Annotated in this window: 13 protein-coding genes; 10 read left to right on the top strand and 3 right to left on the bottom strand. The window is 45.2% G+C overall.

Translation table 11 applies throughout. The annotated features are described in order from the left end of the window. Positions 1-140: 140 nt before the first annotated feature. Complete coding sequence (locus FK220_RS12320) at positions 141-1,565, top strand: spondin domain-containing protein (RefSeq protein WP_152574630.1); 1,425 nt, start codon at positions 141-143, stop codon at positions 1,563-1,565. A gap of 94 nt (positions 1,566-1,659) precedes the next feature. Here the strand turns inward: FK220_RS12320 and FK220_RS12315 are convergent, their stop codons facing one another. Together FK220_RS12315 and FK220_RS12310 are read right to left on the bottom strand one after the other, a co-directional pair. Further along, positions 1,660-2,142: a hypothetical protein gene (locus FK220_RS12315; protein ID WP_152574629.1), complete on the bottom strand. Its 483-nt coding sequence runs from the start codon at positions 2,140-2,142 to the stop codon at positions 1,660-1,662. 201 nt (positions 2,143-2,343) lie between these two features. Next, positions 2,344-2,781, bottom strand: a complete 438-nt coding sequence (locus tag FK220_RS12310) for a hypothetical protein (protein WP_152574628.1) — start codon at positions 2,779-2,781, stop codon at positions 2,344-2,346. Between the two features lie 87 nt (positions 2,782-2,868). Here FK220_RS12310 and FK220_RS12305 point away from each other — a divergent pair, with 87 nt between their 5' ends. The 7 genes from FK220_RS12305 to FK220_RS12275 are packed head-to-tail and all read left to right on the top strand — an operon-like array spanning position 2,869 to position 8,832. Continuing rightward, positions 2,869-3,654: a tRNA pseudouridine synthase A gene (locus tag FK220_RS12305; protein WP_152574627.1), complete on the top strand. Its 786-nt coding sequence runs from the start codon at positions 2,869-2,871 to the stop codon at positions 3,652-3,654. A 48-nt stretch (positions 3,655-3,702) separates the two neighbouring features. After that, a complete protein-coding gene (gene corA, locus FK220_RS12300; protein WP_152574794.1) occupies positions 3,703-4,794 on the top strand; it encodes a magnesium/cobalt transporter CorA in 1,092 nt (363 codons plus the stop codon). Positions 4,795-4,851: 57 nt separating this feature from the next. Next, a complete protein-coding gene (locus FK220_RS12295; protein WP_152574626.1) occupies positions 4,852-5,706 on the top strand; it encodes an alpha/beta hydrolase in 855 nt (284 codons plus the stop codon). A gap of 7 nt (positions 5,707-5,713) precedes the next feature. Continuing rightward, positions 5,714-6,511 carry an alpha/beta hydrolase gene (locus FK220_RS12290; RefSeq protein WP_152574625.1) on the top strand — a complete coding sequence of 266 codons (798 nt, stop codon included), beginning with the start codon at positions 5,714-5,716 and terminating at the stop codon, positions 6,509-6,511. 20 nt (positions 6,512-6,531) lie between these two features. Continuing rightward, the gene (gene pxpA, locus FK220_RS12285) at positions 6,532-7,269 is read left to right on the top strand and encodes a 5-oxoprolinase subunit PxpA (protein WP_152574624.1); all 738 of its coding nucleotides are present in this window, start codon (positions 6,532-6,534) and stop codon (positions 7,267-7,269) included. After that, entirely contained in the window at positions 7,266-8,009 is a 744-nt protein-coding gene (gene pxpB, locus FK220_RS12280; RefSeq protein WP_152574623.1) for a 5-oxoprolinase subunit PxpB, read from the top strand. The genes pxpA and pxpB overlap by 4 nt, the downstream gene beginning before the upstream one ends. Next, entirely contained in the window at positions 7,993-8,832 is an 840-nt protein-coding gene (locus FK220_RS12275; RefSeq protein WP_152574622.1) for a 5-oxoprolinase subunit C family protein, read from the top strand. The genes pxpB and FK220_RS12275 overlap by 17 nt, the downstream gene beginning before the upstream one ends. Here FK220_RS12275 and FK220_RS12270 read toward each other — a convergent pair. Further along, positions 8,829-9,557, bottom strand: a complete 729-nt coding sequence (locus FK220_RS12270; protein ID WP_152574621.1) for a nitroreductase family protein — start codon at positions 9,555-9,557, stop codon at positions 8,829-8,831. The genes FK220_RS12275 and FK220_RS12270 overlap by 4 nt on opposite strands. A gap of 316 nt (positions 9,558-9,873) precedes the next feature. Between FK220_RS12270 and ilvD the strand changes: the two genes are divergently transcribed. Both ilvD and ilvB read left to right on the top strand, forming a co-directional pair. Continuing rightward, positions 9,874-11,556: a dihydroxy-acid dehydratase gene (gene ilvD / locus FK220_RS12265; RefSeq protein WP_152574620.1), complete on the top strand. Its 1,683-nt coding sequence runs from the start codon at positions 9,874-9,876 to the stop codon at positions 11,554-11,556. Between the two features lie 157 nt (positions 11,557-11,713). Beyond that, on the top strand, positions 11,714-13,447 hold the full coding sequence (gene ilvB, locus FK220_RS12260; RefSeq protein WP_152574619.1) for a biosynthetic-type acetolactate synthase large subunit: 1,734 nt from the start codon (positions 11,714-11,716) through the stop codon (positions 13,445-13,447). Position 13,448 lies beyond the last annotated feature (1 nt).

The raw sequence follows: 13,448 nt of genomic DNA, 5'->3' as shown, positions 1-13,448 counted from the left end.
GCTAAAGAAATACGCTTTCTGCAGAGAATAGCCGTAATATTCACGAAATCCTTACAGAAATTGGCAAAAGGTTTATGATTTTGTGATCCGGACGTTATTTCCACTGGCTTACTTTGAAGCCTAATCTAAAAACAAAATCAATGAAAAAGTTAAGACATGCCTCTATCTTATTTCTGACAGCAGCAATCCTGTTCGTTACCGCCTGTCAGGATGACGATCAAGAATTTATTACCGAAGAGGAGCAACAGGAAGAAATGATGGAAGAAATGCAAGAGCAAATGGAACCTGCTACCACCTCCTTTACCATCACTATTAGTAATGTGGTCAATTATTTGAACGCCATTGTATTCAATACTCCAAACAACACTACAGATCCAGGCCCGATAGTGGATGCGGACAACTTTTATGAGGTGAATTTCAAAGCGGTTCCGGGTACCAGGTTAAGTTTCTCCTTCATGTCGGTTATTTCAAACGACTGGTTTTTTGCTCCTTCCGGAGAAGGGATCTCATTGTTCGAAAACGGTATGCCGGTAACCGGTGATGTCACTGGGCAAGTATATCTTTGGGATTCCGGCGCGGAAGAGGAAGACCCGGCAACCGCTACCTCGGAGCCTGATGGGGCCACAACAGGTGAACCTGACGATGATAACACGGTGCGGGTTGTCGAGATGGATGTTACCTCTAAAATTGGGGTTTATCTTAGTTATGGGGAGGAAAGTCGATACTTTACCCTACGAATTGAGAACCGAAGAGGCACCGATGCAGAGACCGACCCTATCGTGCTCTCCCCGGGTTTGGTGGTTCTCCACGCCCAAGACAATCCTTTGTTTACGCAGGGCGAACCCGATAGGGGACTAGGCTTGGCCAAGATAGCCGTTCAGGGAAATCCGGGTGATTTGTTCGGGTGGTTGACCGAAACCGGGGAGACCGGGGCTCCGCTGCGGATGTCATCCTCCTTTACGGTACTTTCTCCTGGTATTGTCTATGCCTTTTCAGAGGAGAGCGACCCCGTGTTTAGCCAGGGTGAAGCAGCGGTAGCAGGAAGCGGTATAGAGGATATTGCCGAGGACGGAAATAATGGGGTGATGTTCGATTACATCACAGATCAGCTGCAATTACCGGCCGCAAAAAGCAACGAGACGATGCCCGTTGGTCCTGGCGGAAGCCTTACGTTTGACCTAGAGGTGCCGGAAGGATACAAGCTAGGCTTCAATACCATGTTCGTTTTCAGTAATGACTGGTTTTTATCCTATAACGATATGGGATATTCCTTATTCAATGAGGATGGTAGTCCAAGAAGTGGTGCCGAAGCCACCGAAAAAACATATCTGTACGATGCTGGAACCGAGGCGGATCAACCGGTGGGTTTCGGGGAAGACCAGGCACCCTTTCAATCTAGCCCAAATACAGGTGCTGCGGATGACAATACTTCAATTCGTAGGGTGATGGAAATCAATGATGTACAATTTGGTAAAGGATTGATTGCTTCCCCTGCGGGGGTGGTTGGTATGAACGACCCCAGAGGAGGTTATAATGTGGTAAGGATTACGGTAACCCCCAATTGACCAATTTGAGGTTTTGATTTTTGTTGTTGGTTGAAGTAAAAATGCCTTGGAAGAATCTCCAAGGCATTTTTTAATTTATAAGAGCTGGGAGCGACTACTCCCAAGAATCGATATGGCGGTTAATTTCATCGAAATTGTAGGTACCCACAAGGACTCTTCTATATTGAAAAGATAAGAAAGTTAGACCGATAAGAAATAAATACAACAATAGCATAAAAATACCTATCGGTAGAAATGTACCTGGAATGGCATAGCTTTCGAATTCCCCGGCACTCAAAAGTATAGCAAAGGTGTCGATAAGTTTGTAAACATATATCGGAATGATTGCGTAAAGACCATATTCCAAATACCGCATCGGTAGATCGGTGACCTCATCCTCCCTAATTTTGAACCACAAGACGTACAAAAAAGCAAAGTGTATGATGGTCAATAACGGAAGAAGGTAATTGTCTAACTTAAAAAAGTAAAATTTGTTGGTATAGAGGCCATAAAAATTAAAGATGATTAATAATATAAGAGTTGCAACAGATAGCAACAAACCAAGTTTCCACGGTAATAATTTCATAATTGACTTCATGTCAAACAGCTTTCGGGGGTTTAGGGAATCCCTATTTCAAAGTTCTAAACGATTAGGAATTCGGTTTATTTTAAAAAAATCGATGAATAGCTCCCAATGTTGGAAATACCGCTAAAGTAGTGGTGAAAATCGTTAATACCGCGTGTGGGCGAAGAAGTGCTGGGGAACAATTTGTCATAAATGTATTTCAATAGATTAGGTTTATGTCAACCAGTTTTTACGGGTCGCCGAACGGGCAAAAAATACGAGGGCGATACCAATTGCCAGCACAACTATTGGCATAACCATAGCCTGGTTGCCCATGACTTCAAAAGTGTCGCTCAAAAAGAACACATATAGCTGTTGTGCCAAAACTGCCATTAGGGATAGGATGAACACCGGGCTCGCCCATTTCTTTCTAAGTAAAAGTGCGATGCATCCAAGCGCCCCTCCGAATACGGCTATCGCGAAAGCCGCCGTCACCCAAGCTGGCCGTGTTTCGTAGAGTTCCTGCTGGGCCTCGGGCAGTGCCGCCAGGGCCTCCTCTCCCATATAGGCATCCGCCAAATAGGCAAAAACGCCCAGCAAGTTCCAAAGAAGCGCAATAGCGCTTACTATCCAAAACCACGTGGGTGGTTTTATAGCTACTTTTGTTTCCATAATTTAGTTGGTTTAGGTTTGTCCGATAGCGATAAAATTACTGAAAAATGTCAAAATTTCTAAACAAAATAGCTAAATGATCAAAGAATGAAGAACCGTAGGCATTATTATTTGCTTAAAACGCAATTTCTTGGGTTTCGGTATAGTGGTTGGCAGAAGCAGCCAGGCCAAAAAACGGTGGAAGGAATGTTGTCGAAAACACTTCGTTACATTTTGCCCGATAGGAAGCTAAAAATTCTGGGAGTAGGACGTACCGATGCCAAGGTTTCGGCACTGTCCTATGCCTTTGAGTTATTCATCGAGGGAGACGCTCTGGAAGCACCTATCGAGTTAAAGCGGCGATTGAACCAAAACCTTCCTCCTGACATTAGGATAACCGACCTTCAAGTATTGGACAAGCACTTTAATATCATACAGAATGGAACGTTAAAAGAATACGTGTACCTGTTTTCCTTTGGTGAAAAGAACCATCCTTACTGTGCGCCTTTTATGGCCAATATTTTGGATTCATTGGATATTGAGGCAATGAAAGAGGCAGCAGTTTTGTACGAAGGAACGCATGACTTTTCCTCCTATACGGCGCGTATGCGAAAAAATGCGAAGTCCGTTCGCCATATAGAGCGTTGTTATATTACCGAAAACGCGTTGCTGACCGCTAATTTTTTCCCCGACCATAGTTATGCGCTTCACATCAAAGGGGAAGGTTTTATGCGCTATCAGGTACGTATGATCATGGGAGCGCTGATACTTTTGGGAAAAGGAGAGCTAACACGAAGCGATATTAAAAAATCCCTTGGGAAAAATGCTACCACACCAATTACGTTTATTGCACCAGGCTCGGGGCTTCATTTAAACAAATTGGAATTCATTTGAGGAGCCTAGCGATTCCTTTTTAGTATTTTTATGAAAACAACCGCACATATGGCCACCAACAAAAAGAAACAACCCTCGGTCAAAAAAAAGAACTCGCGCGCTCGGCGAAAGATAGGAAAGGCCCCAGGCACCATTACCTATCTGGGCAAACGCGAAAAGACCGCCAGTGTTCTAAAGGTAATCGAGTACGATGAGCAAAAGCTAGAGGAGTTCGAAACATCGGATGTCGACGCCTTGGCTTCGTTTCGAGCGGGTCCGTGCACTTCATGGATTGATGTGGTAGGCATTAACGACGAATCCTTTATAGAGCATCTCGGAAAGGTTTTTGGTCTGAACCCGCTTTTGCTTGAGGATGCCGTTAACACGGAACAGCGCCCAAAAATCGATGACTACGGGGACTATCTTTTCGGGGTGTTCAAAATGCTTTATCTGGATGAACAAAAAAATATAGTTTCCGAACACGTAGCACTGGTACTTTTCGAAAATACGGTGATTCTTTTTCAAGAGTTGGAGGAGGATGTATTCAGCGGGGTCAGGAATCGACTAAGAGCAAAAACGGGGAGAATTCGTGCCCGTGGGGCCGATTATTTGTTCTTTGCGCTTATAGACTCCATCATTGACCACTATTTTGAAATCTTGGAAAGTATCAATGCCAAGATAGAAATACTTGAAGAAGAAGTCTATCAAGATCCAACACCGGAGGTAGCACACCGAATCCAAGACTTGAAAAAGGAAGTACTAAAGGTGCGAAAGTGGATATTCCCTATGCGGGAGTTGGTCGGAAGGCTTTTGGACAGCGAAAGCAAACTTATCTCAAAGGATACCCAACCTTTTTTAAGGGATGCCCTCGACCACTGTGTGGAAATCAACGAAAGTCTTCAGATATACCGCGAAATGAGCATGAGTCTCATGGAAATGTACATGAGCAATATGAGCAATAAAATGAACGAGGTGATGAAAGTGCTTACCATCATGGCATCCATTTTCATACCATTAACTTTCATAGCGGGGATTTACGGGATGAATTTTAAGAACATGCCCGAATTAAATACCGAATACGGGTACTATGTTGTTTGGGGCCTGATGATTGTTTTATTTATAGGGATGTTATTTTACTTCAAGCGAAAGCAATGGTTGTAGATTGCAGCGCGATGTGTTGACTAGTGCTTTTTTGTATATTGTAGCAAACTAACTTCAATGTCGAACTGGGTTTACATAACGTTGATCGTTTTGGTGGTATATGTGACTATCAGCGTTTTGTTGTACCTCCTTCAGGATTTTATCATGTTCAAACCGGAAAAGCTGCCGGTAGACTTTCAATTCCACTACGAAAATCAGGAAATAGAGGAGTACAATGTGGAGACAAGGGATGGTGCCACTATTAACGGTCTCAGATTCAAGTCCCAAGATCCGAAAGGGGTGGTTTTCTATTTGAAGGGCAATTCCAAGAGCATCAAAGGCTGGGGTAAGTTTGCAGTTGATTTTACCCGACATGGATATGACGTAATAATGGTCGATTATCGTGGTTTTGGAAAGAGCACGGGTCGTCGAACCCAAAAGGCGATCAAAAGGGATCTTCAGGTAATCTATAATAGGATCAAGGAAAACGTAAAGGAACAGTACATCATTTTGTACGGCCGTTCGCTTGGTTCGGGCTTTGCAACCAAATTGGCCTCCATGAACAATCCCAGGATGCTTATTTTAGATGCACCCTATTACAGTTTAAGCAAAGTGGCCAAAAAATATATTCCGTTTATGCCACTGTCGTTATTGATCAAATTTCCGATGCCTACTTATAAATGGATGCGGTACGTAAATTGTCCGGTTCATATTATACATGGCACCGACGACAAATTGATACCCTACAAGACCAGCGTTAAACTATCGAAGATCAAGCCCAGCCTCACCAGACTTTATACGGTAATAGGGGGAGGACACAAGAACTTGAACACTTTCGAATCGTATCATAAAATGTTGGCCGAAATTATTTCTTCAAAACCTAAAGCCGTAAATTTGGAAGGCTCGAGCATACACGTAAAACACTCATCGTAGAGACTGAATGAAAAGACTAAAAAAAATAGCGTTGGTTCTATTTATTCTATATGCCCTGCTGGTAATTCTTGCCTATAATTTTCAGGAAAAGCTGATTTTTATTCCTTCCAAGATGCCCGCGAACCACGAATACGAATTTTGCCAGTATTTTGAGGAGTTTTACTTGACTGCGGAGGATGGCGCAAAACTGAACGCCGTACACATAAAACAAGACAGTGCCAAGGGCGTGGTATTGTACTTTCATGGAAATTCCGGCAACATATCCCATCTGGGCCACGTGGCGAACCTTCTAAGCCGAAAAGGCTATGATGCGATAATGGTAGATTACAGGACCTATGGAAAAAGCACCGGTGAAATGAGCGAACAGGCCTTGAAAAAAGATGCCCAACTGTTCTATAACCACACCCTGACCAAATATGAGGAGGATGAAATCGTTTTGTATGGGCGTTCGTTCGGTACGGGAATAGCCTCCGGACTCGCAGCCGATAATTCCCCTCGTAAACTCATTTTAGAGTCTCCTTTCTATAGTGCCATTGAGCTTGGTAAACACCGTTTTCCGATACTGCCTATCGATTGGCTATCACAGTATCGATTTCCTTCCCATGAGTACGTGAAGCAGGTAAAATGCCCCGTCTATATTTTTCACGGTACCGAGGACGCTATCATCCCCTACGAACAGGCCGAGGATTTATATGCGGTCATCCCGGGGGACAACAAAAAGTTTTATCGTATCGAAGGGGGAGGACACAATTACCTTCAGGATTTCGATGGGTTTAAAAAAGGAATGGAAGAGGTATTTAATTAGTGGTTGAATCGGGCTTGTGCATGTTTGAGATAGATATTAATTGCGACGTGGGGGAAGGCATGGGTAATGAGGGGCGATTAATGCCCCTAATATCTTCCTGTAATATTGCCTGTGGCGGTCATGCCGGAGATGTGGAGACGATGCGAGGGGTGGTGAGATTGGCCAAAACGTATCAAGTCAAGATAGGTGCGCATCCGTCTTATCCCGACCGTGAAAATTTTGGAAGGATCTCCGTAAATATTTCGGAACGTGATTTGATCGATACCGTTCGGCATCAGATTCAAGGGTTGGAATCCGTCCTTAGGGAGGAAGACATGGCATTAAACCATATAAAACCACATGGGGCACTCTATAACGACCTAGTTAAGGATGAACAATTGGCTTCCACTTTTCTAAAGGCAATAGAACATTATAAAGAGGATGTATGGCTCTATGTGCCCTATGGATCGATGATCGAAAAAGAAGCAAGCAACAAGGGATTTGGTATTCGATACGAGGCCTTTGCCGATCGAAATTATAATGAGGACCTTAGCCTAGTCTCCAGGACATTCCAGAATGCGGTCATCGAATCGCCGGAAGCGGTCCTGGGGCATCTCCTTACCATGGTCCGGAAAGAAAAGGTGAATACCATTGGCGGCAAAACGGTTCCAATCAAGGCCGATACTTTTTGCATTCACGGGGATACTAAAAATGCTTTACATATATTGGCGTATCTTTCAGAACAGTTGCCGAATCACGATATCAGCATTAAAAGATGAATACCTATTCCTTGTCCATACGACCTTTTGGGGTACATGCTATCTTGGTAGAGTGGCCGAACAAGGTACAGGAAGCGATATTGGAAGATATTCTTCAGTTCATGGAATGTCTGAAATCCAATTTGGATATGCATCTGTGGGAATTGGTACCCGCCTACAATTCATTGACACTTATTAGGCGTGGAGATCCAATTGATTTTGAAAAATTTAGTGGACAACTTCGAGAATGGTATGATGAAAAGGGTACAACTTCGCCAAAGGATAAATTTCTGTGGAGGCTTCCTGTCTGTTACGATATCGATTTTGGAATTGATTTAGAGGATGTTTCACAACGCTTGGGAATGTCAATTCCCGAACTGATTGATCTTCACACTAAAAATACCTATACGGTCTTTGGAATAGGATTTTTACCGGGCTTCATGTACTTGGGCGGGTTAACATCGGCATTGGAGATCCCCAGAAAGGCCACCCCCCGATTAAAGGTGGTCAAAGGTGCCGTTGGTCTGGCTGGCAGGCAGACAGGTATTTATCCCCAGGAATCCCCCGGCGGTTGGAACATCATCGGAAACTGTGCGATCCCCATTTTTGATGCGAAGAAAAATCCTCCTTGCTTGGTGAAGGTGGGAGACAAGATTCAGTTCTATGGCATTTCCAGGGCGGAACACGAACTGCATAAAATAGAAGGGGAGGTGGGCATTTACCAAATTGAAAAAATAAAAATAGATGTTAAAGGTCCTTAAATCCGGGTTTTTTACCTCCATCCAAGACGCTGGAAGGTTCGGGTATCGGGACATCGGCGTACCCATCTCCGGAGCAATGGATATGTGGACGGTGGGAAAACTCAATATGATTTTGGAGAACGCCGAGGATGCCGCGGTGTTGGAGATTACAATGACAGGCCCTACGCTGGTATTCGAGTTGGAGTCCTCAATCGTCTTGGGAGGGGCCGAGATGTCGGCGACCCTGAACAACAAACCCCTTCGTAATCACAAGGTATATCAAGTGGTCGAGGGGGATATCGTATCCTATGGAAGACTTGAAAAAGGATTTCGGGCGTATCTAGCCATAAAAGGCGGATTTAAGTCACAAAAAGTGATGGGAAGCCGTTCAATGTATTTTCCCGTCACCCCGATCAATCATTTATCCGATAGGGATGAGGTTCCCTATGATACCGATAAGTCTTTCGAACCCAAAATAACAGAATACAAAGTTCCAAATCTACTGGAAGATACCCTACTGCAAGTTCATAAGGGACCTGAATACCAAATACTGGGAGATCGCCAATTGGAAAAGCTGTTCGCTACCGATTTTACCATTGCCAAGGAGAACAACCGTATGGCCTACCAGTTGCAGGAACCCATCCAGGGACACCAACTCTCCATGCTCACCTCGGCTACACTTTCCGGCACCGTGCAACTGACTCCTGCAGGAAAGCTCATAATTTTGATGAAAGATGGGCAAACGACGGGGGGGTATCCGAGGATATTGCAACTTGACGATAAAGCCATTTCGACCTTGGCGCAAAAAAAATACGGCGACCAGGTATCTTTTAAACTGGCTTAGATTTTCCTGTACACGGTCTCAAAAGGCACCCGAAAGCGACTCCCGTATATACCGTCTTCATCGCGTACGCCGCAACCGATCACCATGGTAATCTCCGCGCCCCGAGGAAGATGTAGAATTTTTTTGATTCTTCCGGTATCACTGCCTTCCATGGGACAGGTATCATATCCGATAGCGGCCATACCCAACATAAAGTTCTGTGCCGCCAACCCCGCGCTTTTATGGGCTACGATTCGCATATCCGATAAGCGCACCTGTTTATAGATAGGACGAAAGAGGCCGATGAAGTGAAAAACGAGGAAACGAAGCCATCCAAGGATACCCAAAAAATCAAAATAGATGGATGGAATGACTTTTTGGTAATAGGCCAAGGCAAACTTTTCCCTTCTCGTATATTCCGATTTTTGTTTGGGGCCGATACTTTCCTTTATAAATTCGATATTCGCCTTTGCCCGTCTCCGCCATAAATCCTTTCTGGATACAATAACCACAAGTTGCTTAGCGGTTTTGGCCGCATTTTGACCCAAACAGGCTTCTGTCATTTTTTTTAGGGTATCGGCATCGGTAATATGATAAAACTCCCATAGTTGAAGGTTACTACTGGTAGGGGCCAGTACCGCATTTTCAATACATTGCCTTACTTTTTCGTCCGCTATTTCAATATCGCTCTTGAACACCCGTACTGAACGGCGGTATCGGATGGCTTCGGTGACGGTTTTTTCCATTGATATCGTTTAGCCAAAAAATGTCTTCAAAAAGTAAAACTAACCAAATATTTCGCGAATGTATCCAATAGGCAACCAACGACACTGTCGTGTAACGGGCCCAACAGAACGATATTCACGAAAATGCAATGGCATTCCTTGATTTGAAAACCATTGAATATGATAATAAAATGTATTTAACTGACTGATAAACAATTCATTAAATTGATTTATGTGCAATTGAATTTATACTATCCTACGTATATGGGATAAACAAGCTTTCAAAACCCGATATATTTGATAGTAGAACCAAAGGAACAAAGCAAGAACCTCTTGAATGGAATTGAAGAAATACAGTAAGAACGTCACCCAAGACCCGACACAACCTGCCGCTCAAGCGATGTTATATGCCATTGGCCTCACTGAGGATGATTTGGCGAAACCTTTGATCGGGATAGGTAGCACTGGGTATGAAGGCAATCCGTGCAACATGCACCTGAACGATTTGGCCAAAGAGGTGAAGAAAGGGGTCAACGAGGCGGGCGCGGTAGGTCTTATCTTCAACACCATAGGGGTAAGTGACGGTATTTCGATGGGTACCTACGGTATGCGGTATTCGCTGCCTTCCAGGGACATTATAGCGGACTCCATGGAGACCGTGGTACAGGCCATGAACTATGACGGATTGGTAACCGTTGTGGGATGTGATAAGAATATGCCCGGTGCCTTGTTGGCTATGATCCGCCTCGACCGACCTTCGGTCTTGGTATATGGAGGGACCATCGCCTCGGGGTGTTTTAAGGATAAAAAGCTGGACATCGTTTCCGCCTTCGAGGCATGGGGGGAAAAAGTGGCCGGTACTATGTCGGAGGATGACTATAAAGGGGTAATCCAAAATGCATGTCCCGGTGCCGGCGCTTGTGGCGGTATGTACACGGCCAATACCATGGCATCCGCTATCGAAGCCTTGGGGATGGCCATGCCCTATAATTCTTCCAACCCGGCCATTGGCAAGGAAAAACAGAGCGATGCCATCAATTCGGGAAGGGCCTTAAAGCACTTACTGTTAAATGATATTAAGCCCAGCGACATTATAACAAGAAAATCGTTTGAAAACGCTATTCGGCTCTTGACGCTCTTGGGGGGCTCAACGAATGCGGTGCTGCATTTCCTGGCGATTGCCAAGGCGGCGAAGGTCGATTTCACCATCGATGATTTTCAGAAAATAAGCGATAACACACCGTTTTTAGCGGATTTGAAACCCAGCGGAAAATACCTGATGGAAGATTTGCATCGCGTAGGGGGAACGCCCGCGGTAATGAAATTCATGTTGGAAAATGGCTTGTTGCATGGGGATTGTTTGACCGTCACCGGAAAAACCGTTGCCGAAAACTTGGCAGCACTGCCGGGATTGAAGGAAGGACAGCAAGTCGTGCACGGTTTGAAGAATCCTATTAAGGAAACCGGACACCTTCGTATTTTATACGGCAACTTGGCCACGCACGGCGCGGTGGCAAAAATCACCGGGAAAGAAGGACTTCATTTCACGGGTCCTGCAAAAGTATATGACGATGAGTTCCTGGCCAATGCCGGTATCGGGCGGGGAGAGGTGGAAAAAGGCGATGTAGTAGTCATTCGTTACGAGGGCCCCAAAGGAGGCCCTGGAATGCCGGAAATGTTAAAACCTACCGCCGCTATTATGGGCGCTGGGCTAGGGAAGGATGTCGCACTCATTACCGATGGAAGGTTTTCCGGGGGTACACACGGTTTCGTGGTGGGTCATGTGTGTCCCGAGGCACAGGAAGGAGGAACGATAGGTTTGTTGAAGAACGGGGACATCATTACCATCGATGCCGAGAAAAATAGTATTTCGGTCGATTTAACCGATAAGGAATTGGCCGAAAGGAAGGCCAATTGGGTGCAACCTCCCTTGAAGGTAAAGAGGGGCAGCCTTTACAAATATGCAAAAACAGTGTCCTCGGCCTCCCAGGGCTGCGTCACGGATGAACTAGGGGACTGAACGGATAAAAAACGGAATCCCGAGCTTGTCGAGGGATGTTCCCAGAATATACAAGGGATACAAAACACCATTGTTTTTTAAGAAATCGGTGTTCGAATAAAAATTGAAAGTGGCAACTATTTGTGTTTCCACTTGGTACTAGAATTTGAGCTTAAAAATGGAAACAGTAAAGGAAAAAAAGAAAACCCGGGAAAAAGCCGCAACGATAAAAATCAGCGGGGCCGAAGCGATCATCCATTGTTTGTTGGCCGAAGGCGTTGATTTGCTATATGGCTATCCGGGAGGTGCCATCATGCCGGTATACGATGAATTGTACAAGTTTCAGGATCGCTTGACCCATATCCTGACCCGTCATGAGCAAGGGGCGACACACGCGGCCCAAGGGTATGCAAGGGTTACGGGAAAAGTCGGGGTCGCAATGGCCACCTCGGGACCCGGGGCAACAAATTTAGTGACCGGACTTGCCGACGCCCAAATCGATTCGACCCCGATTGTCTGCATCACAGGTCAGGTGCCCCGACATTTGCTGGGATCGGATGCCTTTCAGGAGACCGACATCATCGGTATATCTACTCCCGTCACCAAATGGAACCATCAGATTACCAAGGCCGCGGAGATTCCTGAAGTGATGGCGAAGGCCTTTTATATTGCAAAGTCGGGAAGACCTGGACCGGTTTTGATCGACATCACTAAAAATGCCCAGTTTGAGGAATTCGAATTCTCCTATGAGCCTTGCAAGGGCGTGCGTAGTTACAATGCAGCCCCAAAACCGGACATCAAGGCGATCGAAGCTGCGGCCGAATTGATCAATAAGGCCAAAAAACCCTATATCGTTTGGGGCCAAGGGGTCATTTTAGGAAAGGCCGAAGAGCAATTAAAGGCATTGGTCGAAAAAGCGGGCATTCCAGCGGCATGGACCATTTTAGGAGCCTCCGCCTTAAGCACCGACCATCCCTTGAATGTGGGTATGGTGGGAATGCACGGAAACTACGGCCCTAATATATTAACCAATGAATGTGATGTGCTCGTGGCCATCGGGATGCGTTTCGATGACCGGGTGACAGGAAACCTGGAAACCTACGCGAAGCAGGCAAAAGTCATTCATTTTGAAATTGATCCCGCAGAGGTGAATAAAAATGTGAAGGCGCACATCGCCGTATTGGGCGATTCCAAAAAAACCCTGGAACTGTTATTGCCTTTGATCAATGAGAACAAACACGAATCCTGGCATAATGTGTTTAAGGAGAAATATCAAATAGAATTCGATGAGGTTATAGAGCATGATATCCATCCGACCAAGAAAGGCCTGACCATGGGGGAGGTCATTGAGGAAATCAACCTTGCTTCCAAGAACAATGCGGTTATTGTAACCGATGTGGGACAACACCAGATGATCGCTTGTCGGTATGCCAAGTTCAAGGAATCAAAAAGTAATATTACCTCGGGTGGACTCGGAACCATGGGTTTTGCACTTCCTGCGGCCATTGGTGCCAAGATGGGGGCCATGGACAGGGAAGTAGTGGCAATCATTGGGGATGGGGGCTACCAGATGACCATTCAGGAACTAGGGGTTATTTTTCAACACCAGATTCCCGTGAAGATCGTGGTGTTGAACAACGATCATTTGGGCATGGTACGCCAATGGCAGGAACTGTTCTTTGAAAGTCGCTATGCCGCTACGGTCATGGTGAATCCCGACTTTGTGAAAATCGCGGAGGGATACCACATCGAGGCAAAGAGGGTAAGTGAACGTAAAGACCTAAAGGCCACCATACAAGAGATGATCGCTTCGGATAAACCCTATTTCTTGGAAGTAAAAGTAGAAAAGGAGGATAATGTGTTTCCGATGATTCCTTCGGGCGCTTCGGTTTCGGATATCCGATTAAAATAAT

Source organism: Pelagihabitans pacificus (assembly GCF_009371985.2).
In the GTDB taxonomy this organism is placed as follows: Bacteria; Bacteroidota; Bacteroidia; order Flavobacteriales; family Flavobacteriaceae; genus Pelagihabitans; species Pelagihabitans pacificus.
Note: the sequence above shows the minus strand (reverse complement) of the source record. Positions and strands in the feature narration are given on the sequence as shown.